Genomic DNA, 22,999 nt, shown 5'->3' on the forward strand with positions numbered 1-22,999 from the left:
GCCCGCGAACTCGCCCGACGTCTCCCAAAGCGCCGCCCCCCCCCGCCCCCCCGCCCCGGGGCGGGGGGCGGCCCCCCCCCCCCCCCACCCCGCCGTCGCGTCCGCGGCGGCCTCGCCCCGGGTCTCCGGCAGCGCCGCGAAGCAGCCGAGGCTGAGCAGCGCGACCCCCGCGACGTACGCCGCCACCGGCCAGGGCGTGCCGGAGCCCGCCGCCAGCCGGGTCGCCACGACCGGGGTCAGCGCGCCTCCCAGGACACCGCCGAGGTTGTAGCCCAGGGCGGCGCCGGTGCAGCGCACCCGGGGCGCGTACAGCTCCGGGAGGTACGCGCCCACGACGGCGAAGACCGTGATGAAGGCGAGCAGCTCCGCGGCGGACCCCACGGTGATGGCCACCGGCGAGCCGCTCGCGAGCAGTCCGGCGTACGGGAAGATCACCACGCCCATCGCCGCCGTACCGGCCAGTGCCATCCGCCGGCGTCCGACGCGGTCGCCGAGCAGTCCCGCCAGCGGGGTCAGGGCCCCCTTGAGCAGGACGGCCACCAGGACGCAGCCCAGCACGACCGTGCGGTCCATGCCGAGGTGCTCCGTGGCGTACGCCAGCGACCAGGTGGTCACCGTGTAGAAGACGGCGTAGCCGCACGCCATGGCGCCCGCCGTGAGCAGCACCAGGCGCCCGTGCTCGCGCAGCAGCTCCGAGACGGGCACCCGGGCCAGGTCCCCGCGCCCCGCGGCCGCCGCGAACGCGGGGGTCTCCGGCAGCGCCGCCCGCAGCGCCAGCCCGGCCAGCGCCAGCACGCCCGCCACCCAGAACGGCACCCGCCAGCCCCAGGAGCGGAAGGCAGCCTCGCTCAGCCCCGCGGACAGGGCGAGCACGATCCCGTTCGCCAGCAGGAAGCCCACCGCGGGACCGGTCTGCGGCAGGCTCGCCCACAGTCCGCGGCGCCGCCCCGGCGCGTGCTCCGCGACGAGCAGCACCGCCCCGCCCCACTCGCCACCCAGCCCCAGCCCCTGCAGGAAACGCAGGGTCACCAGCAGCACGGGCGCGGCCGGGCCGATCGAGGCGTGAGCGGGGACGCAGCCGACGGCGGTGGTCGCCAGCCCGGTCAGCAGCAGGGAGCCGATCAGCACGGGGCGCCGTCCGACGCGGTCGCCGATGTGGCCGAAGAGGACCGAGCCGAGCGGGCGGGCGACGAAGCCCACCGCGAAGGTGCCGAAGGCGGCGAGGGTGCCGGCGAGGGCCGAGGCGTCGGGGAAGAACAGCGGTCCGAGGACGAGGGCGGCCGCGGTGCCGTAGGCGAAGAAGTCGTAGAACTCGATCGTGGTCCCGGCCGCCGACGCGGCGGCGATCCGGGCCATGGAGGGGGAGGGGGAGGTGCGCACGTGGGTCCAACCACCCACGTGCGCGGGGGTGGCGGCGCCGCAGGGGGCGCCACCACGGAGCCGCTACCAGCCCCGTTCGCGCCATTCGTCGAGGTGGGGGCGCTCGTCGCCGAGCGTGGTGTCCTTGCCGTGGCCGGGGTAGACCCAGGTCTCGTCCGGGAGCCGGTCGAAGAGCTTGGCCTTGACCCCCTCGAACAGGCTCGTGAAGTGGTCCGGGTTGTTGTGCGTGTTGCCCACGCCGCCGGGGAAGAGGCAGTCCCCGGTGAAGATGTGCGGGTGCCCGTGGGGATCGTCGTAGATCAGGACGATGCTGCCGGGCGTGTGGCCCACCAGGTGCCGGGCGGTGAGCTCGACCCGGCCGACCCGGATCCGGTCGCCGTCCTCGACCGGCACGTCGGTGGGGACGGGGATCCCCTCGGCGTCGTGGCGGCCCGCGTAGGTACGGGCGCCGGTCGCGTCGACCACGGCCTGCAGCGCCTGCCAGTGGTCGGCGTGCCGGTGCGTGGTGACGACGGACGCGAGACCGTCGTTGCCTGCGACCTCCACGAGCGTGTGCGCGTCGTTCGCCGCGTCGACGAGCAGCTGCTCGTCGGTGGCGCGGCAGCGCAGCACGTACGCGTTGTTGTCCATGGGGCCGACCGCGACCTTGGTGATGATGAGGTCCTTGAGTTCGTGCACGTCGGGCGCGCCCCCGACCGTGACCTCGCCGCTGTACGTCATGGCGTCAGCCTAGTGGCGGCAGCACCGGCAGGGGTACGTCGGGCCGGGCGGTCAGGCCCTCGCCGTCGGAGCGGCCGCTGACCCAGGCGAGCAGGGCGTGCCGGGGCCCGCCGACGGTGAGTTCGGGCTCGTTGGCGGCGCCGATCACCCACTTCTCGCCGCTGTCGGTGTCGTGGATGCGGACGGCGGCGACGCCCTCGTGGCCGGACAGGTCGTCGATGATGGCGCCGAGCTCCCGGGCCGCGAAGTCCCCGGGGAGGTGAGCGCAGGTGTACTCCAGGCCGAGGTCGACGTGGTGGAAGTAGATCTCCATGAGCCGGATGTACGGGATCTCGGCCGCGGCGACCACCCGGCCGGAGCGCATGACGACCTGCGCGGCCCAGTTCTGGGGCGGGAGCTCCTCGATGGCCAGGGCCAGCCGGTCCGCGGAGACGCGCAGGTCGTCGACGTGCTCCGCGAGCGTGCGGACGGCCCCCTCCTCGATGTCCTTGTTGCGGCCGTCGGTGCTCTCGTACTGCGGGGTCTCCTCGCCGGTGCGCGCCCAGATCATCAGGTTCACCAGGGAGTCGGCGTTGCGCGCCAGGTGGGCCAGCACGTGGCCGCGGGTCCAGCCCGGCAGCCGCGAGGGCTCGGCGACGCACGCCGGGGGCATGGCGGCCACGGTGTCGATCAGTCGTTCGGTGGCCTCTCGGAGCTCGGCCGCATCGTGGTCGGGGTCGGGTCGTTGGACAGACACGGAGCCTCCTGGTCGGACCGGTCGACGTCTCCACGGAGACGCTAGCGCGGGACACTCATTCGGGTGAAGCTGCCGCACCGATGCCTGAAATCGAATGTGCGTGCTATAGGCTCGCTGTCACCACAACCGGAAGAAAACTCGTCGGCGCCCCGTTTAGGCTGTCTGGGGGTGCTGTCCCCTTGTCTGTCTTTTGAAAGGTGCGCACTGGCGTGGCCGATCGTCTCACCGTCCGTGGCGCTCGCGAGCACAATCTGAAGAACGTCTCGCTCGACCTGCCACGGGATTCGCTCATCGTGTTCACCGGCCTCTCCGGGTCGGGCAAGTCCTCCCTGGCGTTCGACACGATCTTCGCCGAGGGCCAGCGTCGTTACGTGGAGTCGCTCTCCTCCTACGCACGGCAGTTCCTGGGCCAGATGGACAAGCCGGACGTCGACTTCATCGAGGGCCTGTCGCCCGCGGTCTCGATCGACCAGAAGTCCACCTCGCGCAACCCGCGCTCGACGGTCGGCACGATCACCGAGGTCTACGACTACCTCCGTCTGCTCTTCGCCCGCATCGGCAAGCCGCACTGCCCCGAGTGCGGCCGGCCCATCTCCCGGCAGTCGCCCCAGGCGATCGTGGACCGGGTGCTGGAGCTGGACGAGGGTTCCCGCTTCCAGGTGCTCTCGCCGCTGGTGCGCGAGCGCAAGGGCGAGTTCGCCGACCTCTTCGCCGACCTGCAGACCAAGGGCTACAGCCGGGCCCGGGTGGACGGCGCGACCGTCCAGCTGACCGACTCGCCGAAGCTGAAGAAGCAGGAGAAGCACACCATCGAGGTGGTCGTCGACCGCCTCACCGTCAAGGAGAGCGCCAAGCGCCGGCTGACCGACTCGGTCGAGACCGCCCTGGGCCTCTCCGGAGGCATGGTGATCCTGGACTTCGTCGACCTCCCCGAGGACGACCCGCAGCGCGAGCGGATGTTCTCCGAGCACCTCTACTGCCCGTACGACGACCTGTCCTTCGAAGAGCTGGAGCCGCGCTCCTTCTCCTTCAACTCGCCCTTCGGCGCCTGCCCCGAGTGCACCGGCATCGGCACCCGCATGGAGGTCGACCCGGAGCTCATCGTCCCCGACGAGGACAAGTCCCTCGACGAGGGCGCCATCGCCCCGTGGTCGCTCGGCCACACCCGGGACTACTTCCAGCGCCTGATCGGCGCGCTCGCCGACGAGCTGGGCTTCCGCACCGACATCCCCTGGGCGGGGCTGCCGCAACGCGCGAAGAAGGCCCTGCTCAACGGCCACAAGACGCAGATCGCGGTGCGCTACCGCAACCGCTACGGGCGCGAGCGTTCCTACACCACCTCCTTCGAGGGCGCGATCCCCTTCGTCCGGCGCCGGCACGCGGAGTCCGAGAGCGACTCCAGCCGCGAGCGCTTCGAGGGGTACATGCGCGAGGTGCCCTGCCCCACCTGTGAGGGGACCCGCCTCAAGCCGATCGTGCTGGCGGTCACCGTCCAGGGGAGGTCCATCGCCGAGGTCGCCGCGATGTCCATCAGCGACTGCGCGGAGTTCCTGCGCGGCATGAAGTTGAGCGCGCGCGAGAAGACCATCGCCGAGCGGGTGCTCAAGGAGGTCAACGAGCGGCTGCGCTTCCTGGTCGACGTCGGCCTGGACTACCTCTCGCTCAACCGCGCGGCCGGCACCCTCTCCGGCGGCGAGGCCCAGCGCATCCGGCTGGCCACGCAGATCGGCTCGGGCCTGGTGGGCGTGCTCTACGTGCTGGACGAGCCGTCCATCGGACTCCACCAGCGCGACAACCACCGGCTCATCGAGACCCTGGTGCGCCTGCGCGACCTCGGCAACACCCTGATCGTGGTGGAGCACGACGAGGACACCATCAAGACCTCCGACTGGGTGGTGGACATCGGCCCGGGTGCGGGTGAGCACGGCGGCAAGGTGGTGCACAGCGGTTCGCTCAAGGAGCTGCTGCGCAACAAGGAGTCGCTGACCGGCCAGTACCTGGCGGGCAAGCGCCGGATCCCGATCCCGGAGATGCGCCGCCCGGTCGACGGGGAGCGCCGGCTGACCGTGCACGGCGCCCGGGAGAACAACCTGCGGGACATCGACGTGTCCTTCCCGCTGGGTGTCTTCACGGCGGTCACCGGGGTCTCCGGCTCCGGGAAGTCCACCCTGGTCAACGACATCCTCTACACCCACCTGGCCCGTGAGCTGAACGGCGCCCGGGGCGTCCCGGGCCGGCACACCCGGGTCGACGGGGACGACCTGGTCGACAAGGTGGTCCATGTCGACCAGTCGCCGATCGGCCGCACCCCGCGGTCCAACCCGGCCACGTACACCGGTGTCTTCGACCACGTCCGCAGGCTCTTCGCGGAGACGATGGAGGCGAAGGTGCGCGGCTACCTGCCGGGTCGCTTCTCCTTCAACGTCAAGGGCGGCCGCTGCGAGAACTGCTCCGGCGACGGCACCATCAAGATCGAGATGAACTTCCTCCCGGACGTCTACGTGCCGTGCGAGGTCTGCCACGGTGCCCGGTACAACCGGGAGACCCTGGAGGTCCACTACAAGGGCAAGTCCATCGCCGAGGTCCTGGACATGCCGATCTCCGAGGCGCTGGACTTCTTCGAGGCCGTCCCGACGATCGCGCGTCACCTGCGCACCCTCACCGAGGTCGGGCTGGGCTACGTCCGGCTGGGCCAGTCCGCGACGACCCTGTCCGGTGGTGAGGCGCAGCGCGTGAAGCTCGCCTCCGAGCTGCAGAAGCGCTCCACCGGCCGCACGGTCTACGTGCTGGACGAGCCGACCACGGGTCTGCACTTCGAGGACATCAGCAAGCTGATCAAGGTGCTCTCCGGGCTGGTCGAGAAGGGCAACACCGTGGTCGTCATCGAGCACAACCTAGACGTGATCAAGACGGCCGACTGGGTGATCGACATGGGCCCCGAGGGCGGCAGCGGCGGCGGTCTGGTGATCGCCGAGGGCACCCCCGAGCAGGTCGCGGGGGTGGGCGCGAGCCACACCGGCAAGTTCCTCAGGGACATCCTGGGCGCCGAGCGGATCTCCGACGCCCCGCCGATCCCGGCCAAGAAGCGGGCTGCCCCGCGGAAGCGGGCGGCGGCGAAGGCCTGACAGCCGGCTCAGAGTTTCGGCACGTAAGGTGCAGCTTTCAAGCTCTTTTCCTTACGTGCCGAAGCGGAGTCCCTCATGGCCGACATCACCGACCTGCCCCCCTGCCGCCGTACCGTCCTGAAGGGCGCGGCCCTCGTGGGCGTCGCCGGGGTCGGCCTCACCGCCTGCGGCGGCTCCGGCACCGCGGTCTCCGACGGCCCCGTCGAGCTGGGCGCGGCCACCGAGGTCCCGGTCGGCGGCGCCAAGCTCTACCGCGAGGCCAAGATAGTCGTGGCGCAGCCCACGCAGGGCAGCTACCAGGCGTTCAGCGCCGTGTGCACCCACCAGGGCTGCACCTGCGACAAGGTCGAGGGCACCGCCCTGTCCTGCCCCTGCCACGGCAGCGTCTTCGACGCCGCCACCGGCGCCGTCCGCAACGGCCCGGCGACCAAGCCGCTGACCAAGGTCGACGTCCAGGTCAAGGAGGGCAAGCTCGTCGCCGTGACCGGGGCCTGAGACGGCGGGAATGTCACCGTCAATCAGTAGGGTGGGGGCATGGCCGATCCCTCCAGCTACCGCCCCAAGCCGGGACAGATTCCGGACTCCCCCGGGGTGTACAAGTTCCGGGACCAGCACGGCCGGGTGATCTACGTCGGGAAGGCGAAGAGCCTGCGCCAGCGGCTCTCCTCGTACTTCCAGGACATCGCGAACCTGCACCAGCGCACCCGCACGATGGTCACCACCGCCGCCTCCGTGGAATGGACGGTGGTGACCACCGAGGTCGAGGCGCTGCAGCTGGAGTACTCCTGGATCAAGGAGTTCGACCCGCGCTTCAATGTGAAGTACCGGGACGACAAGAGCTATCCCTCGCTCGCCGTCACCCTGAACGAGGAGTTCCCCCGCGTCCAGGTGATGCGCGGCCCCAAGCGCAAGGGCGTGCGCTACTTCGGCCCCTACGCGCACGCCTGGGCGATCCGCGAGACCGTGGACCTGCTGCTGCGGGTCTTCCCCGTGCGCACCTGCTCCTCCGGGGTGTTCAAGCGTTCCGCGCAGATCGGCCGCCCCTGCCTGCTGGGTTACATCGGCAAGTGCTCGGCCCCCTGCGTCGGCCGGGTCAGCGCCGAGGAGCACCGCGAACTGGCCGAGGAGTTCTGCGACTTCATGGCCGGCCGCACCGGCACCTACCTGCGCCGCCTGGAGCAGCAGATGAGGGACGCGGCGGCATCGATGGAGTACGAGAAGGCGGCCCGGCTCCGGGACGACATCGAGGCGCTCAAGCGCGCCCTGGAGAAGAACGCGGTCGTCCTCGCCGACGCCACCGACGCCGACCTGATCGCCGTCGCCGAGGACGAGCTGGAGGCCGCCGTCCAGATCTTCCACGTCCGCGGCGGCCGGGTGCGCGGTCAACGCGGCTGGGTCACCGACCGGGTCGAGGAGGTCGGCACCGCCGGGCTGGTCGAGCACGCCCTGCAGCAGCTGTACGGCGAGGAGCGGGGCGAGGGGGTGCCCAAGGAAGTGCTGGTGCCCGCGCTGCCCGACCCGTACGAGCCGGTCCAGCAGTGGCTCACCGAGCGCCGCGGCTCCCAGGTCAGCCTGCGGATACCGCAGCGCGGCGACAAGAAGGACCTGATGGCCACCGTGCAGCGCAACGCCCAGCAGGCGCTGGTGCTGCACAAGACCAGGCGCGCCTCCGACCTGACCACGCGCTCCCGCGCGCTGGAGGAGATCGCGCAGGCCCTGGACCTGGACTCGGCGCCGCTGCGCATCGAGTGCTTCGACATCTCCCACCTCCAGGGCGACGACGTCGTCGCCTCGATGGTGGTCTTCGAGGACGGACTGGCCCGCAAGAGCGAGTACCGCCGCTTCCAGATCAAGAGCTTCGCCGGCCAGGACGACGTCCGGTCGATGCACGAGGTGGTCTCCCGGCGCTTCCGCCGCTACCTGCTGGAGAAGCAGAAGACCGGCGAGTGGGTCGACGGCGACGGCGACGGTGGCGAGGAGGGCCACGGCGAGGTCGCCGGCGGTCCCATCGACCCGGACACGGGCAGGCCGCGCAAGTTCGCCTACCCGCCGCAACTGGTCGTCGTCGACGGCGGGCAGCCCCAGGTCGCCGCCGCCCGGCGGGCCCTGGAGGAGCTCGGCGTGGAGGACGTGGCGGTGTGCGGCCTCGCCAAGCGCCTGGAGGAGGTCTGGCTGCCCGGTGAGGACGACCCGGTGATCCTCCCGCGCACCAGCGAGGGCCTGTACCTGCTGCAGCGGGTCCGCGACGAGGCCCACCGCTTCGCCATCGCCTACCAGCGCAACAAGCGTTCCAAGTCGATGAAGGCCGGTGCCCTGGACTCGGTGCCGGGCCTCGGCGAGAGCCGCCGCCAGGCGCTGCTGAAGCACTTCGGCTCGCTCAAGCGGCTGCGGGCGGCCACGGTCGAGCAGATCTGCGAGGTCCCCGGGGTCGGCCGGCGCACCGCCGAGGCCGTGCTCGCCGCGCTGGCCGGGGCCGCCCCGGCCGGACCGGCGGTGAACACCGCCACAGGAGAGATCATTGAGGAAGAGGGGACGGCCGGTCCCGTGACCGTCCCCACGGAACGGGGGCACAGCTCATGAACGCGAACGACGGAGGCGGAGCACAGGTGACGACCGGAGGAGCGGGAGAGGCGGCCGAGGCCATCCCCGAACTCGTGATCATCTCGGGCATGTCGGGTGCCGGGCGCAGTCACGCGGCCAAGTGTCTTGAGGACCTCGGCTGGTTCGTCGTGGACAACCTGCCGCCGGCCCTCATCCCCACCATGGTCGACCTCGGCGCCCGCTCCCAGGGCAACGTGGCACGGATCGCCGTGGTCGTGGACGTCCGCGGCCGGCGCTTCTTCGACAACCTCCGCGAGTCCCTCGCGGACCTGGACTCCAAGGGCGTCAAGCGCCGGGTGCTCTTCCTCGAGGCCTCCGACGAGACGCTGGTGCGCCGCTTCGAGTCGGTGCGCCGCCCGCACCCGCTGCAGGGCGACGGGCGCATCGTCGACGGCATCGCCAAGGAGCGGGAGCTGCTGAGCGAGCTGCGCGGCGACGCCGACCTGGTGATCGACACCTCCAGCCTCAACGTCCACGAGCTGCGCGCCAAGATGGACGCCCAGTTCGCCGGCGAGGAGGAGCCGGAGCTGCGGGCCACCGTCATGTCCTTCGGCTTCAAGTACGGCCTCCCCGTCGACGCCGACCTGGTCGCGGACTGCCGCTTCCTGCCCAACCCGCACTGGGTGCCGGAGCTGCGGCCGTACACCGGTCTCAACGACGAGGTCGCCACCTACGTGTTCAACCAGCCGGGCGCCAAGGAGTTCCTCGACCGCTACGCCGAGTTGCTGCACATCGTCAACGCCGGCTACCGCCGCGAGGGCAAGCGCTACGTGACCATCGCGGTCGGCTGCACCGGTGGCAAGCACCGCAGCGTCGCCATGTCCGAGCGCCTGGCCGCACGACTGTCCGCCGACGGAGTGGAGACGGTGGTCGTCCACCGGGACATGGGGCGCGAGTGATCAGGACGACGCGGCGCTTGCGCCGGTCGGCAGCGCGCAGCGGGGCCACGCCCAAGGTCGTGGCATTGGGAGGCGGGCACGGACTGTCCGCCTCCCTCTCCGCCCTGCGCCGCATCACCCAGGACCTGACCGCGGTGGTCACGGTCGCCGACGACGGCGGCTCCAGCGGCCGCCTGCGCCAGGAGATGGGGGTGCTGCCGCCCGGCGACCTGCGCAAGGCGCTGGCCGCGCTGTGCGGCGACGACGAGTGGGGCCGCACCTGGTCCCAGGTCGTCCAGCACCGCTTCGTCAGCCAGGGCGAGCTGCACGGCCACGCCGTGGGCAACCTGCTGATCGTGGCGCTGTGGGAGCAGCTCGGCGACCCCGTGGCGGCCCTGGAGTGGGTGGGCCGGCTGCTCGGCGCCCACGGCAGGGTGCTGCCGATGTCCGCGGTGCCGCTGGAGCTCACGGCCACGGTGCGCGGTCACGACCCGGCGGAGCCGGACGAGGTCACGACCGTGCACGGCCAGGCCACCGTCGCCCTCACCCCCGGTGAGGTGCAGGAGGTGCAACTGGTGCCGCACGACCCGCCGGCCGTCCCCGAGGCGGTGCAGTCCGTGCTCGACGCGGACTGGGTGGTGCTCGGCCCCGGATCGTGGTTCTCCTCCGTGATGCCCCACCTGCTGGTGCCCGATCTGGTGTCCGCGCTCATGGAGACCAGGGCCCGCAAGGTGCTCGCGCTCAACCTCGCGCCGCAACCGGGTGAGACCGAGGGCTTTTCTCCGCAGCGTCACTTGGAGGTTTTGGCCCGACACGCCCCTAAACTCACCATCGACGTGGTGCTGGCCGACGAGGCCGCCGTGCTCGACCGCGACAGCCTCATACAGGCAGCCGAGCGGTTGTCGGGCACGGTGGAGCTGGCCCGGGTCGCCGCCCCCGACGGGCCGCGGCACGATCCGGAACTGCTGGCGGCCGCGTTCGACCGGATTTTTCGTATGCATGGAAGGATCGGCCCATGGCGATGACGGCAGCGGTGAAGGACGAGATCTCCCGGCTTCCCGTCACCCGGACCTGCTGCCGCAAGGCGGAGGTCTCGGCGATCCTGAGGTTCGCGGGCGGACTGCACCTGGTCAGCGGACGCATCGTGATCGAGGCGGAGCTGGACACCGGAATCGCCGCCCGCAGGCTGCGCAAGGACGTCCTGGAGATCTTCGGGCACTCCTCCGACCTGGTGGTCATGGCGCCCGGCGGGCTGCGCCGCGGCAGCCGGTACGTGGTGCGGGTGGTCGCCGGCGGTGACCAGCTGGCCCGCCAGACCGGGCTCGTCGACGGCCGCGGCCGCCCCATCCGGGGCCTGCCCCCGCAGGTCGTCTCCGGGGCCACCTGCGACGCCGAGGCCGCCTGGCGCGGGGCGTTCCTGGCCCACGGCTCGCTGACCGAGCCGGGCCGTTCCTCGTCCCTGGAGGTCACCTGCCCCGGCCCCGAGGCGGCCCTCGCCCTCGTCGGCGCCGCCCGCCGGCTGCAGATCGCCGCCAAGGCGCGCGAGGTGCGGAACGTCGACCGCGTGGTCGTCCGTGACGGTGACGCCATCGGCGCGCTGTTGACGCGGCTCGGCGCACACGAGTCGGTGCTGGCGTGGGAGGAGCGGCGGATGCGGCGCGAGGTGCGCGCCACCGCCAACCGGCTCGCCAACTTCGACGACGCGAACCTGCGCCGCTCGGCCCGCGCCGCGGTGGCCGCGGGCGCGCGTGTGCAGCGGGCCCTGGAGATCCTCGGCGAGGAGGTGCCCGAGCACCTCGCGGCGGCCGGCCGGCTGCGCATGGACCACAAGCAGGCCTCGCTGGAGGAACTGGGCTCGCTCGCCGAACCGCCGCTCACCAAGGACGCGGTGGCCGGCCGGATCCGGCGCCTGCTGGCGATGGCCGACAAGCGCGCCTCGGACCTCGGCATCCCGGGCACCGAGTCCAACCTGACCGAGGAGATGGTGGGCTGAACCCGCCGCGGCCCGCCCGCCCCGTCCGGTTACCGTTCCGTACGGCGGGCACCCGTGGCGCCGATGTCACCGCCGGGTGCCCGGGGAGGTAGGGTCGTCCTTGGTCGGGGACATCCCAATACGTCGCAGCCGGAGCGAAATGGCCTCCGGCACACCAGCGAGGAGATCGGTTCGTGACGATCCGCGTAGGCATCAACGGCTTTGGTCGCATCGGTCGAAACTTCTTCCGTGCCGCCCTGGACCAGGGTGCGGACATCGAGATCGTGGCTGTCAACGACCTGGGTGACACGGCCACCACCGCCCACCTGCTCAAGTACGACACGATCCTGGGCCGCCTGAAGGCCGAGGTCACGCACACCGCCGACTCCATCACCGTCGACGGCCACACCATCAAGGTGCTGTCCGAGCGCAACCCCGCCGACATCCCGTGGGGCGAGCTCGGCGTCGACATCGTGATCGAGTCCACCGGCATCTTCACCAAGGCCGCCGACGCCAAGAAGCACCTCGACGGCGGCGCCAAGAAGGTCATCATCTCGGCGCCCGCCTCCGACGAGGACATCACCATCGTGATGGGCGTCAACAACGAGAAGTACGACCCGGCGAAGCACAACATCATCTCCAACGCGTCCTGCACCACCAACTGTGTGGCGCCGATGGCCAAGGTCCTCGACGAGAACTTCGGCATCGTCAAGGGTCTGATGACCACCGTGCACGCGTACACCAACGACCAGCGCATCCTGGACTTCCCGCACAAGGACCTGCGTCGCGCCCGTGCCGCCGCGGAGAACATCATCCCGACCTCGACGGGTGCCGCGAAGGCCACCGCCCTGGTGCTCCCGCAGCTGAAGGGCAAGCTGGACGGCATCGCCATGCGCGTCCCGGTCCCGACCGGCTCCGTGACCGACCTGGTCATCGAGCTCGAGCGCGAGGTCACCAAGGACGAGGTCAACGCCGCCTTCCAGAAGGCCGCCGAGGGCCAGCTCAAGGGCATCCTGGAGTACACCGAGGACCCGATCGTCTCGTCGGACATCGTCAACTGGCCGGCCTCCTGCACCTTCGACTCCTCGCTGACGATGGCGCAGGGCAAGCAGGTCAAGGTCATCGGCTGGTACGACAACGAGTGGGGCTACTCCAACCGTCTCGTCGACCTGACCGTCTTCGTCGGCGGCCAGCTCTGACACCCGCTCGACCGCCCGCCATGCGATGAGGACAGGGTCCGGACGACGTGCCGTCGTCCGGGCCCTGTCCCATGACGTGGCGGTCGGAGCGATCCGACCAGTCAGGACCAAGGCAGGGGAGCCTCCACCATGAAGACGATCGACGAACTCGTCGACGAGGGGGTCGGCGGCAAGCGTGTGTTCGTGCGCGCCGACCTCAACGTGCCGCTGTCCGGCACCACCATCACCGACGACGGCCGCATCCGCGCCGTCGTACCGACCATCGCCAAGCTGGCCGAGGCCGGCGCCAAGGTGATCGTCGCCTCCCACCTGGGCCGCCCCAAGGGCGCGCCCGACCCGCAGTTCTCGCTCGCCCCCGTCGCGGCGCGCCTGGGCGAACTCCTCGGCACGCAGGTGGCGTTCGCGACCGACACGGTCGGCGAGAGCGCCCGCGGGACGGTGGACGCCCTCACCGACGGCTCGGTGGCGCTGCTGGAGAACCTGCGCTTCAACCCGGGGGAGACCAGCAAGGACGACGCCGAGCGCGGCGCCTTCGCCGGGCAGCTGGCCGAGCTGGCCGAGCTGTACGTCGGTGACGGCTTCGGCGCGGTGCACCGCAAGCACGCCTCCGTGTACGACCTCCCGGGCCGGCTGCCGCACGCCGCGGGCCTGCTGATCGCCACCGAGGTCACCGTGCTGAAGAAGCTCACCGAGGACGTGTCCCGTCCGTACGCGGTGGTGCTCGGCGGCGCCAAGGTCTCCGACAAGCTGGGGGTCATCGACCACCTGCTGGAGCGTGCCGACCGGATCCTGATCGGCGGCGGCATGGTCTACACGTTCCTCAAGGCCCAGGGCCACGAGGTGGGCAAGAGCCTGCTGCAGGAGGACCAGATCCCCGCGGTCAAGGAGTACCTGGAGCGCGCGAAGGCCAAGGGCGTGGAGTTCGTGCTGCCCGTGGACGTCGTCGCCGCCCCGTCCTTCCCGGATCTGAAGAACCCGGTCGACACCAACCCGGCGGTCGTCGGCGTCGACGCCATCCCCGCCGACCTGCAGGGCCTGGACATCGGTCCGGAGTCCCGCAAGGTCTTCGCCTCGAAGCTCGCCGACGCGGCGACCGTCTTCTGGAACGGCCCGATGGGCGTCTTCGAGCACCCCGACTACGCCGAGGGCACCCGCGCGATCGCCCAGGCGCTGATCGACAGCCCCGCGTTCACCGTGGTCGGCGGCGGCGACTCGGCCGCGGCCGTCCGTATCCTGGGCTTCGACGAGAACGCTTTCGGCCACATCTCGACCGGTGGTGGCGCGAGCCTCGAGTACCTCGAGGGCAAGACGCTCCCCGGCCTCGCCGCACTGGAGGACTGACCCGATGACCTCGCGCACGCCGATCATGGCGGGCAACTGGAAGATGAACCTCAACCACCTCGAGGCCATCCACCACGTCCAGAAGCTCGCCTTCGCGCTCAACGACAAGGACTTCGACGCCGTCGAGGCCGTCGTGCTGCCGCCCTTCACCGACCTCCGGGGGGTGCAGACCCTGATCGAGGCCGACAAGCTGAAGATCAAGTACGGCGCCCAGGACCTGTCGGCGCACGACTCCGGTGCCTACACCGGTGAGATCTCCGGCTCGATGCTGGCCAAGCTGAAGTGCTCGTACGTGGTCATCGGCCACTCGGAGCGCCGCCAGTACCACCACGAGACCGACGAGCAGGTGAACGCCAAGGTCAAGGCGGCGTTCCGGCACGAGCTGACGCCGATCGTCTGTGTCGGCGAGGGCCTGGACGTCCGCAAGGCCGGTGAGCAGGTGGCGTACACCCTCGCCCAGGTCGACGGCGCCCTGAAGGACATCCCGGCCGAGCAGGCCGCGACCCTGGTCGTGGCGTACGAGCCGGTGTGGGCCATCGGCACCGGCGAGGTCGCCACCCCCGAGGACGCCCAGGAAGTCTGCGGGGCGATCCGCGGCCGTCTGGCCGAGCTGTACGGCCAGGAGGTGGCCGACGCGATCCGCATCCAGTACGGCGGCTCGGTCAAGGCCGGCAACATCGCGGCGATCATGGCGCAGCCGGACGTGGACGGCGCCCTGGTCGGCGGCGCGGCGCTGGACCCGGAGGAGTTCGTCAAGATCATCCGCTTCCGCGACCAGTAAGTTTCGCGGCAGTAGGCTGTCGGGCCCTGCCCGAAGTACTCTGTCGGGGGTCGGAGCGCTGCATAGCAGGCAGCGGCCCGGCCCCCGCGTCGTCCTAGGTCACCGAGAGAGTTGGTCCAGCTGTGGTCATCGGGTTCTCCATCGCCCTCATCATCTTCAGCCTGCTGCTGTTGCTGCTCGTGCTGATGCACAAGGGCAAGGGTGGCGGTCTGTCCGACATGTTCGGCGGCGGCATGCAGTCGTCCGTCGGCGGTTCCTCGGTGGCCGAGCGCAACCTCGACCGGATCACGGTTGTCATCGGTCTGCTGTGGTTTGCGTGCATTGTCGCTCTCGGGCTTCTGCTGAAGTTCCAGAAGTGACCGAGTCCCCGGCTTCCGGGGAGAAGTGACGCTTCGTCGTCGGCGCGACTTATCATGGGAGCGCGTCATGGGATACGGTGCCCTTTCCCCGCAGGCGCGGGGGGTGGACCGGTCTCCGTAAACTGGGCGACCTCGCAGCACCATCACGCAGGGAGTTACGACCGTGGCAAGTGGCAACGCGATCCGTGGCAGTCGGGTCGGGGCGGGGCCGATGGGAGAGGCCGAGCGGGGCGAGTCCGCGCCGCGCCTGCGCATCTCCTTCTGGTGCTCCAACGGGCACGAGACCCGGCCGAGTTTCGCGAGCGACGCGCAGATCCCGGAGACCTGGGACTGCCCTCGCTGCGGCTTCCCGGCCGGACAGGACGAGGAGAACCCCCCGGCGCCACCGCGCACCGAACCGTACAAGACGCATCTGGCGTACGTGCGGGAGCGGCGCAGCGCGGCCGACGGCGAGGCGATCCTCGCCGAGGCGCTCGCCAAGCTGCGCGGCGAGATCTGAGCCGCACCGGCTGAAACTCCACGGGCCCGGCCCGCGAGGAAGACCCTTCTTTCGCGGCCGGGCCCGTCGCGTCCCTTCGACTGTGCGTAACCAAAACGTATACTCCGTGTCGTGTCTCTGGTGATCGGCATCGATGCGGGCGGAACCCGGACGCGCGCCTACCTGGCGGAGGCGGCGCGCGAAGGCGTGGTGCTCGGCGAGGGCGAGGGCGGGCCCGGCAACGCGATGACCGTCGAACGTGTGGCGCTGACGCAGCACCTCGCGGACGCCATCCGCGGCGCGGTCCCGGAGGACCGCAGAGGCGAGGTCACGTCCGTCGTGGGCGGCTTCGCCGGCGCGGCGCTCGGCACCGGCCCCGAGACGGGGCACGAACTGGCCACCTCCTGTCTGCGGGCGGCGCTCGACAGCCACGGCGTCGGCACGCCCGAGGTGACGGTCTGCGGCGACATCGAGGTCGCCTTCGCCTCCGCGCCGGGCACGCCGGCGGACGGTCTGGCCCTGGTCGCCGGGACGGGAGCCGTCGCCGCGCGGATCGAGAAGCGCCAGCAGACCCTCGTCGCGGACGGCAACGGCTGGTTGATCGGCGACGAGGGCAGCGGATTCTGGCTGGGCCGCGAGGTCATGCGGGCCGCCCTGCGCGCGCTGGACGGGCGCGGGCCGTGGACGATCCTCGTCGAGGGCGTGCTCTCCCACTACATGGGTTCCCCCGGAGGCCCGTACCTCGCGCAGGAGCGTCCCGGCGGCCATGAGTGCCATGTGCTGCGCAACCGTCTGGTGCCGTTGGTCTACGCCGAACCCCCGGTCAGGCTGGCCCGGTTGAGCCCGCTCGCCGTCACCGCCGACCGGGACGGCGACGAGGTCGCCGGTTCCCTGCTGGACGACGCCGCCGACGAACTCGCCGCCACCGTCGCCGCGCTCGACCCGCGCCCGGGCGAACCCCTGGTCGTCACCGGCGGGCTGCTGGGCCCGACGGGGCCGTTGCTCGGCCGGGTGGTGGCCCGTGCCGAGGAGATGGATCTGCACGTCCAGCCGGTGCGCGACGGCGGCGCGGGCGCGCTGGCGTTGGCCCGGCTGCGGGTGAGCGGGGACTGAGCGGGAGCGAACCGGACGGTTCGGGCGGCGCCGACAGGAGGTGTCCGCCGGGGGATTGACGTGGACTAGACCTCTCGTCCATCGTTTCGGAGGAGCATCCGCCGGATCACTGGACTCAGGGGGAATCGGCCATGGCCGACGACGTGACGACCACCGCCGCACGCTTCGCCGAGGAGGCGAGGACGGTCATCGACCGCGTGGTCGCCGGCAACAAGGACTCCGTAGCCGCCGCCGCCCGGCTGATCGCCGACTGCGTCGCCGCGGACGGCATCGTCCAGGCCTTCGGGACCGGCCACTCGCAGGCCACGGCGCTGGAGATCGCCGGACGTGCCGGTGGGCTCATCCCCACCAACCGCATCGGGCTGTCGGACCTGGTGCTCCGGGGCGGCGAGGACCTCTCGGTGCTCTCCGACCCGTTGCTGGAGCGGTCGCCGGGGCTCGGCAAGCGCCTGTACGAACTGGCCGCCCCGCATCCGCGGGACGTCTTCGTCGTCATCTCCAACTCCGGCGTCAACAACTCGATCGTCGACTTCGCCCTGCACGTGAAGGACGCCGGCCACCCGCTGATCGCCCTCACCTCGCTGCGGCACACCCGTTCCGTCCCGGCGCTGCACGCCGGCGGCAAGCGCCTGGCCGACGTCGCCGACGTCGTCCTGGACAACGGCGCGCCGACCGGCGACGCCCTGCTCCCGCTGCCCGACGGCGGCTCGCTCTGCGGGATCTCCACGATCACCTCGGCCATGCTCGTCCAGATGACCGTCGCCGAGGCCGTCGGCCTGATGACCGCCGAGGGTCACCAGGCACCGGTGTACGTCTCGGCCAACGTCCCCGGCGGCTTCGAGCGCAACCTCGTCCTGGAGCGCCACTACGGGGAGAGACTGCACCGCGGAGGGTTCTGACCTGCGCGGACGCTGCGTTGTCAGTGGCCCCGGCTACGGTCTGTGACGAAGGTCGAGGACCGGTGAGCGGGGGGATCCATGAGCGTCGGCATCGCGCAGGGCCGGGAGCGCACGCCGCAGTGGCGGGGCGGGTTCGGGCGGCTGTGGACGGCAGCGGCGGTCTCGCGGTTCGGTGACGGGCTGCGGGCGGCGGCGCTGCCGCTGCTCGCCGTGGGCCTGACCGACTCGCCGCTGCTGGTCTCGCTCGTCACCGCCGCGGGCTTCGTGCCCTGGCTCGTCTTCGGGCTGCTCGGCGGGGCGGTGGCCGACCGGGTGGACCAACGACGCGCCATGTGGGCCGTGGACGCCGTGCGGGGCGCGCTCACGGCCGTCTTCGCGCTCGCGGTGTGGCTGGACCGGGCGGGCATCGCGTTGCTGCTCGTGCTGGCGTTCGCGCTGACCACACTGCAGACCCTCTTCGACAACGCGGCGACGTCCCTGCTGCCGGCGGTCGTCCCCTCCGGGTCCCTGGGCCGCGCCAACGCCCGCCTGATGACCGGTCAGACCATGGCCGCGACCTTCCTCGCCGCGCCGCTGGTGCCGGTACTGTTCGGCCTCACGGCCGCGCTGCCGTTCGGGGTGGATGCCCTCACCTACGCGGTCGCGGCCGGGCTGGTGGCCTCGTTGCGGCTGCCCGCACCCGAACGGGCGCCGCGGGCCGCGGGCCGCACGATGCGGCAGGACATCGCCGAGGGCATACGGGTGCTGTGGCGGGACCGCGTGCTCAGGGCGCTGTGCACGGCCAACACCGTGGTCAACGTGGGCATCGGCGCCCTGGTGGCGACCCTCGTCCTCCAGGTCACCGGCTGGCTCCACGCGGGGCACACGGGATACGCCCTCGTGCTGGTCGCCTACGGGGCGGGCAGCGTGGCAGGGGGAGCGGCCGCGGGGCGGCTCTCCGCACTGCTGGGCGGCCGCGTCAGGAGCCTCGCGCCGGGCCTGGCCCTCCAGGCCGGCTGCCTGGTCGTGGCCGGCACCGTGCGCTCCCTGCCGGTGACCGCGGCCGCCCTGGCCGTCTTCGGTGCCCTCGGCATGGTGTGGAACGTCAACGAGACCACCCTGATGCAGCAGCGCACGCCCGAGAAGTTGCTGGGCAGGGTGAGCGCGGCCATGCGCACCCTGGGAGTGGCGGGGGCCCCGCTCGGCGCCCTGCTGGGCGGCGCCGCGGCGCAGATCCTCGGACCGAACACCCCGCTGCTGCTCGCGGCCGCCGTGCTGGGCTGCGCGTTGCCTGTTCTTCGTCCGATCGTCACCACGCCAGACGGCGGACGTGAAACAACGGCGTGCAGGTAATCAACTAGTTTGGACCTGCAGCAGGAGGACGAGGAGAAGTGGACTGATGTCCGATACCAACACGCAGGGCCGAACCCGTCTCGACCAGCGGCCCGAGTGGCACGCGCTCGCCGAGCACCACGAGGAGCTGGGCGCGACCCACCTGCGGGAGCTGTTCGCCGCCGACCCGGACCGCGCCCGGCGCTACACCGTGCAGGTCGGCGATCTCCATCTGGACTACTCCAAGCACCTGGTGACCGACGAGACGCTGCGTCTGCTGCGCGACCTCGCGGCGGCCACCGGTGTCGCCGCGCTGCGGGACGCCATGTTCCGCGGCGAGAAGATCAACGTCACCGAGGACCGCGCGGTGCTGCACACGGCGCTGCGCGCCCCGCAGTCGGCCGAGATCACGGTCGACGGCGTCAACGTGGTGCCCGGGGTCCACCATGTGCTCACCCGGATGGGGAGCTTCGCCAACTCCGTCCGCAGGGGCAAGTGGGTCGGCTCGACCGGACGCCGCATCAAGAACGTGGTGAACATCGGCATCGGCGGCTCCGACCTGGGACCGGCGATGGCCTACGAGGTGCTGCGCGCGTTCACCGACCGCGGGCTCACCTTCCGGTTCGTCTCCAACGTGGACGGCGCCGACCTCCACGAGGCGCTGCACGGCCTGGACCCCGCCGAGACGCTGTTCATCGTCGCGTCCAAGACGTTCACCACCATCGAGACCATCACCAACGCCACCTCGGCGCGCGAGTGGCTGCTCGACGGGCTCGGCGGCGACCAGGACGCGGTGCGCTTCCACTTCGTGGCGGTGTCCACGAACGCGGCGGAGGTGTCCAAGTTCGGCATCGACACCGACAACATGTTCGAGTTCTGGGACTGGGTCGGCGGGCGTTACTCGTACCCGTCCGCCATCGGGCTCTCGCTGATGATCGCCATCGGCGAGGAGCAGTTCCGGGAGATGCTGGCCGGCTTCCACCTCGTCGACGAGCACTTCCGCACCGCCCCTCCGGAGGCCAACGCGCCGCTGCTGATGGGTCTGCTGGGCGTCTGGTACGGGCAGTTCTTCGACGCGCAGGCGCACGCGGTCCTGCCGTACAGCCACTACCTGTCGAAGTTCACGGCCTACCTGCAGCAGCTGGACATGGAGTCCAACGGCAAGTACGTGGACCGGGAGGGACGGCCCGTCGACTGGCAGACCGGCCCGGTCGTGTGGGGCACGCCCGGCACCAACGGGCAGCACGCCTACTACCAGCTGCTGCACCAGGGCACGAAGTTCATCCCCGCGGACTTCATCGGCTTCGCCAACCCGGTCGACGAGCTGGAGCCGGCCTTCGCCGCCCAGCACGACCTGCTGATGGCCAACTTCTTCGCCCAGACGCAGGCGCTGGCCTTCGGCAAGACCAGCGAGGAGGTCCGTGCCGAGGGTGTCCCGGAGGCGCAGGTCCCGCACCGCACCTTCCGCGGCAACCACCCGACGACGACCGTCCTCGCCAAGGAGCTGACCCCTTCGGTGCTGGGGCAGCTGGTGGCGCTCTACGAGCACAAGGTCTTCGTACAGGGCGCGGTCTGGAACATCGACTCCTTCGACCAGTGGGGCGTCGAGCTGGGCAAGGTCCTCGCCAAGCGCGTGGAGCCCGCCCTGACCGAGGGCGCCGAGGTGCCCGGTCTTGACGCGTCCTCCAAGGCCCTGGTGGCCACCTACCGGTCGCTGCGCGGCCGCTGAGACGCCGCGGACGCGGTAAACGGACGCCGGGCGGGCTCCGAGGAGCCCGCCCGGCGTCTTGCGTCGCGTCCCGCGCCGGTCACCGCCTCACGGAGAGGACGGCGGGTACAACTGCGGGGGCAGCTTCGCGGCGGCCGTACGGTCCAGCAGCCACAGGGTGCGGGCCCGCCCGTGGGCACCCGCCGCCGGGGCCTGGATCTCACCGGGCCCGGACAGGGCGATGGCCACGGCGCCCGCCTTGTCCTCGCCCGCCGCCAGCAGCCACACCTCGCGGGCGGCACGGATGGCGGGCAGGGTGAGCGAGATCCGGGTCGGCGGCGGCTTGGGGGAGCCGTGCACGCCCACGACCGTGCGCTCGGTCTCGCGGACCCCGGGGTGCCCGGGGAACAGCGAGGCCACATGCGTGTCCGGCCCCACGCCGAGCATCAGCACGTCGAAGGAGGGCACCGGCCCGTGGTCCTCGGGACCGGCCGCCGCCGCCAGCTCCTGCGCGTAGGCCTCGGCCGCGGCGTCCGCGTCGTTGCCGAGCGGCCCGTCCGAGGGCGGCATGGGATGCACCCGCGCCGGGTCGACGGGAACCGCGTCGAGCAGCGCCTCACGGGCCTGGGTCTCGTTGCGCTCCGGATCGCCCGAGGGCAGGAACCGCTCGTCGCCCCACCACAGATCCAGCCGCGTCCAGTCCACCGCGTCCCTGGCCGGCGAGGCGGCCAGGGCGGCGAGCAGGGCGTTGCCGTTGCGTCCGCCGGTGAGCACCACCGAGGCGGAGCCGCGGGCGGCCTGGGCGTCCACGATCTTCGTGATCAGCCGGGCCGCCGCGGCCTGCGCCATCAGTTCCTTGTCGCGGTGGACCACCACCTGGGGTGCGGTCACGTGACGGCCGCCTTGTCCGAACCGCCGTTCTGGGCCGGCCCCGCTCCCGCGGCGGCCGGCTCGGCGGCGTCCTCGGCGCGGCCCAGCCGGTCCACGCCGAACTTGACCGCGGCCGCGTACGCCTCGTCGGGGTCGAGCCGGCGCAGCTCCTCGGCGATCAGGTCCGAGGTCGCCCGCCGCTGCAGCGCCACGTGCCGGTCCGGCTGGCCGGGGATGGCGAGCTCGGCCAGGGCGCCGGTCGGCCGGTCCAGGCAGATCTCGCCGTCCGCGGTCGCCAGCCGTACGGCGGTGATGCCGGGGCCGTCGGAGACCTTCCGCGTGACGGGCACACCGAGCCGCCGGGCGAGCCACAGCCCGAGCAGCTCCGTGCTCGGGTTGTACGCCTCGCCCTCGACGACGGCGCCCTTGACCGCTGCCTCCTTCTGGTCCAGGGCCGCGGCCAGCACGCTGCGCCACGGGGTGATCCGGGTCCAGGCGAGGTCGGTGTCGCCGGGGGTGTACGTCTCGGCGCGCAGTCCCAGTGCGGCGACCGGGTCCTCGGTGGCCGCCGCGTCGGTGATCCGGCGCGCCGCGAGCTGGCCCAGCAGGTCCTCGGCGGGGTTCGCCGGGGCGTCCTCGGGCCACCAGACGACGACGGGGGCGTCGGGCAGCAGCAGCGGCAGCACGACGCTCTCGGCGTGGTCGGCGAGTTCGCCGTGGAGGCGGAGCAGGACGGTCTCGCCGGTGCCGGACTCGCCGCCGACGCGCACCTCGGCGTCGAGGCGGGCGCTGCGCCGGTCCCGGGGGGAGCGGCCGGGGCGCTTGATGACGACCAGGATGCGCGAGGGGTGCTCGCGCGAGGCGTCGGAGGCGGCCTTGAGGGCGTCGTAGTGGTTGCCCTCGTCGGTGACGATGACCAGGGTCAGCACCATGCCGACGGCCGGACTGCCGATGGCCCTGCGCGCCTTGATCAGCGCCGAATTGATCTTGCTTGAGGTCGTCTCGGTCAGGTCGATGTTCATGGCCGGCGCCAGCTCCTGCCGTCTCGTGCGAGCATCTCGTCCGCCGCCTTCGGACCCCAGGTGCCCGCGGTGTACTGCTCGGGCTTGCCGTGCCGGTCCCAGTACTCCTCGATCGGGTCGAGGATCCGCCAGGACTCCTCGACCTCCTGGTGCCGGGGGAAGAGGTTGGCGTCGCCGAGCAGGACGTCCAGGATCAGCCGTTCGTAGGCCTCCGGGCTGGACTCGGTGAAGGACTCGCCGTAGGCGAAGTCCATCGTCACGTCCCGGATCTCCATCGACGTCCCGGGCACCTTCGAGCCGAACCTGATCGTCACGCCCTCGTCCGGCTGGACCCGGATGACCAGGGCGTTCTGCCCGAGCTCCTCGGTCGCGGTGTTGTCGAACGGGGAGTGCGGGGCGCGCTGGAAGACGACCGCGATCTCGGTGACGCGGCGGCCCAGGCGCTTGCCGGCGCGCAGGTAGAAGGGGACCCCGGCCCAGCGGCGGTTGTCGATGGCCAGCTTGAT

The 22,999-nt window shown here is 71.7% G+C and carries 20 protein-coding genes and 1 pseudogene; 15 read left to right on the forward strand and 6 right to left on the reverse strand.

Annotation, left to right across the window (positions count from 1 at the left end):
- The 3 genes from ACFV3E_RS02310 to ACFV3E_RS02320 form a co-directional block, all read right to left on the reverse strand.
- Positions 1-1,356 (reverse strand): MFS transporter (locus tag ACFV3E_RS02310; RefSeq protein WP_500532996.1); only part of this gene is annotated, 1,356 nt, incomplete at its 3' end.
- A gap of 87 nt (positions 1,357-1,443) precedes the next feature.
- Positions 1,444-2,100, reverse strand: coding sequence for an MBL fold metallo-hydrolase (locus ACFV3E_RS02315; protein ID WP_500327218.1), 657 nt, complete (start codon positions 2,098-2,100; stop codon positions 1,444-1,446).
- 4 nt (positions 2,101-2,104) lie between these two features.
- Entirely contained in the window at positions 2,105-2,836 is a 732-nt protein-coding gene (locus ACFV3E_RS02320) for a maleylpyruvate isomerase family mycothiol-dependent enzyme (protein WP_500532971.1), read from the reverse strand.
- A gap of 209 nt (positions 2,837-3,045) precedes the next feature.
- On the opposite strand from ACFV3E_RS02320, the gene uvrA reads away from it, so the two are divergent.
- The 15 genes from uvrA to pgi all read left to right on the forward strand — a co-directional run bounded on the left by uvrA (position 3,046) and on the right by pgi (position 20,622).
- On the forward strand, positions 3,046-5,961 hold the full coding sequence (gene uvrA / locus ACFV3E_RS02325) for an excinuclease ABC subunit UvrA (protein ID WP_500532972.1): 2,916 nt from the start codon (positions 3,046-3,048) through the stop codon (positions 5,959-5,961).
- A gap of 75 nt (positions 5,962-6,036) precedes the next feature.
- Entirely contained in the window at positions 6,037-6,456 is a 420-nt protein-coding gene (locus ACFV3E_RS02330) for a Rieske (2Fe-2S) protein (RefSeq protein ID WP_500370183.1), read from the forward strand.
- 39 nt (positions 6,457-6,495) lie between these two features.
- On the forward strand, positions 6,496-8,541 hold the full coding sequence (uvrC, locus tag ACFV3E_RS02335) for an excinuclease ABC subunit UvrC (protein ID WP_500532973.1): 2,046 nt from the start codon (positions 6,496-6,498) through the stop codon (positions 8,539-8,541).
- The gene (rapZ, locus tag ACFV3E_RS02340; RefSeq protein ID WP_018557246.1) at positions 8,538-9,461 is read left to right on the forward strand and encodes an RNase adapter RapZ; all 924 of its coding nucleotides are present in this window, start codon (positions 8,538-8,540) and stop codon (positions 9,459-9,461) included. Before uvrC ends, rapZ begins: the two co-directional genes overlap by 4 nt.
- A gap of 17 nt (positions 9,462-9,478) precedes the next feature.
- Positions 9,479-10,465 carry a gluconeogenesis factor YvcK family protein gene (locus tag ACFV3E_RS02345; RefSeq protein WP_500370185.1) on the forward strand — a complete coding sequence of 329 codons (987 nt, stop codon included), beginning with the start codon at positions 9,479-9,481 and terminating at the stop codon, positions 10,463-10,465.
- The gene (gene whiA, locus ACFV3E_RS02350) at positions 10,456-11,433 is read left to right on the forward strand and encodes a DNA-binding protein WhiA (protein ID WP_500370186.1); all 978 of its coding nucleotides are present in this window, start codon (positions 10,456-10,458) and stop codon (positions 11,431-11,433) included. Before ACFV3E_RS02345 ends, whiA begins: the two co-directional genes overlap by 10 nt.
- 173 nt (positions 11,434-11,606) lie before the next feature.
- Entirely contained in the window at positions 11,607-12,611 is a 1,005-nt protein-coding gene (gap, locus tag ACFV3E_RS02355; RefSeq protein WP_499511239.1) for a type I glyceraldehyde-3-phosphate dehydrogenase, read from the forward strand.
- Positions 12,612-12,740: 129 nt separating this feature from the next.
- Entirely contained in the window at positions 12,741-13,952 is a 1,212-nt protein-coding gene (locus tag ACFV3E_RS02360; RefSeq protein ID WP_500532974.1) for a phosphoglycerate kinase, read from the forward strand.
- A gap of 4 nt (positions 13,953-13,956) precedes the next feature.
- Complete coding sequence (gene tpiA / locus ACFV3E_RS02365; RefSeq protein ID WP_499511237.1) at positions 13,957-14,733, forward strand: triose-phosphate isomerase family protein; 777 nt, start codon at positions 13,957-13,959, stop codon at positions 14,731-14,733.
- Between the two features lie 122 nt (positions 14,734-14,855).
- Positions 14,856-15,092 (forward strand): preprotein translocase subunit SecG, encoded by a 237-nt coding sequence (gene secG / locus ACFV3E_RS02370; protein ID WP_018557252.1) that lies wholly within the window; start codon positions 14,856-14,858, stop codon positions 15,090-15,092.
- 163 nt (positions 15,093-15,255) lie between these two features.
- The gene (locus ACFV3E_RS02375) at positions 15,256-15,591 is read left to right on the forward strand and encodes an RNA polymerase-binding protein RbpA (RefSeq protein ID WP_361803309.1); all 336 of its coding nucleotides are present in this window, start codon (positions 15,256-15,258) and stop codon (positions 15,589-15,591) included.
- Between the two features lie 111 nt (positions 15,592-15,702).
- A complete protein-coding gene (locus ACFV3E_RS02380; protein ID WP_500532975.1) occupies positions 15,703-16,683 on the forward strand; it encodes an N-acetylglucosamine kinase in 981 nt (326 codons plus the stop codon).
- 131 nt (positions 16,684-16,814) lie between these two features.
- Complete coding sequence (locus tag ACFV3E_RS02385; protein ID WP_500370189.1) at positions 16,815-17,582, forward strand: sugar isomerase domain-containing protein; 768 nt, start codon at positions 16,815-16,817, stop codon at positions 17,580-17,582.
- Positions 17,583-17,660: 78 nt separating this feature from the next.
- Positions 17,661-18,914, forward strand: coding sequence for an MFS transporter (locus ACFV3E_RS02390; RefSeq protein ID WP_500532976.1), 1,254 nt, complete (start codon positions 17,661-17,663; stop codon positions 18,912-18,914).
- A gap of 46 nt (positions 18,915-18,960) precedes the next feature.
- The gene (gene pgi, locus ACFV3E_RS02395) at positions 18,961-20,622 is read left to right on the forward strand and encodes a glucose-6-phosphate isomerase (RefSeq protein ID WP_500532977.1); all 1,662 of its coding nucleotides are present in this window, start codon (positions 18,961-18,963) and stop codon (positions 20,620-20,622) included.
- 87 nt (positions 20,623-20,709) lie between these two features.
- Here the strand turns inward: pgi and pgl are convergent, their stop codons facing one another.
- From pgl to ACFV3E_RS02410, 3 genes and pseudogenes are all read right to left on the reverse strand, one after another.
- Positions 20,710-21,492, reverse strand: coding sequence for a 6-phosphogluconolactonase (gene pgl, locus ACFV3E_RS02400; protein ID WP_500370192.1), 783 nt, complete (start codon positions 21,490-21,492; stop codon positions 20,710-20,712).
- Positions 21,489-22,493, reverse strand: coding sequence for a glucose-6-phosphate dehydrogenase assembly protein OpcA (opcA, locus tag ACFV3E_RS02405; RefSeq protein ID WP_500532978.1), 1,005 nt, complete (start codon positions 22,491-22,493; stop codon positions 21,489-21,491). The genes pgl and opcA overlap by 4 nt, the downstream gene beginning before the upstream one ends.
- Positions 22,490-22,999: pseudogene (locus ACFV3E_RS02410) on the reverse strand (glucose-6-phosphate dehydrogenase); the annotation flags it as partial. The gene opcA and the pseudogene ACFV3E_RS02410, both read right to left, overlap by 4 nt.

Origin of the sequence: Streptomyces sp. NPDC059718 (genome assembly GCF_042733315.1) — a bacterium.
Classification (GTDB): Bacteria; Actinomycetota; Actinomycetes; order Streptomycetales; family Streptomycetaceae; genus Actinacidiphila.

Excerpts from the sequence above, each read along its gene's own strand:
- ACFV3E_RS02315 (WP_500327218.1), bottom strand. The coding sequence starts at position 2,100 with ATGACGTACAGCGGCGAGGTCACGGTCGGGGGCGCGCCCGACGTGCAC.
- ACFV3E_RS02330 (WP_500370183.1), top strand. The coding sequence starts at position 6,037 with ATGGCCGACATCACCGACCTGCCCCCCTGCCGCCGTACCGTCCTGAAG.
- uvrC (WP_500532973.1), top strand. The coding sequence starts at position 6,496 with ATGGCCGATCCCTCCAGCTACCGCCCCAAGCCGGGACAGATTCCGGAC.
- rapZ (WP_018557246.1), top strand. The coding sequence starts at position 8,538 with ATGAACGCGAACGACGGAGGCGGAGCACAGGTGACGACCGGAGGAGCG.
- whiA (WP_500370186.1), top strand. The coding sequence starts at position 10,456 with ATGGCGATGACGGCAGCGGTGAAGGACGAGATCTCCCGGCTTCCCGTC.
- ACFV3E_RS02360 (WP_500532974.1), top strand. The coding sequence starts at position 12,741 with ATGAAGACGATCGACGAACTCGTCGACGAGGGGGTCGGCGGCAAGCGT.
- tpiA (WP_499511237.1), top strand. The coding sequence starts at position 13,957 with ATGACCTCGCGCACGCCGATCATGGCGGGCAACTGGAAGATGAACCTC.
- ACFV3E_RS02385 (WP_500370189.1), top strand. The coding sequence starts at position 16,815 with ATGGCCGACGACGTGACGACCACCGCCGCACGCTTCGCCGAGGAGGCG.
- ACFV3E_RS02390 (WP_500532976.1), top strand. The coding sequence starts at position 17,661 with ATGAGCGTCGGCATCGCGCAGGGCCGGGAGCGCACGCCGCAGTGGCGG.
- pgi (WP_500532977.1), top strand. The coding sequence starts at position 18,961 with ATGTCCGATACCAACACGCAGGGCCGAACCCGTCTCGACCAGCGGCCC.
- opcA (WP_500532978.1), bottom strand. The coding sequence starts at position 22,493 with ATGAACATCGACCTGACCGAGACGACCTCAAGCAAGATCAATTCGGCG.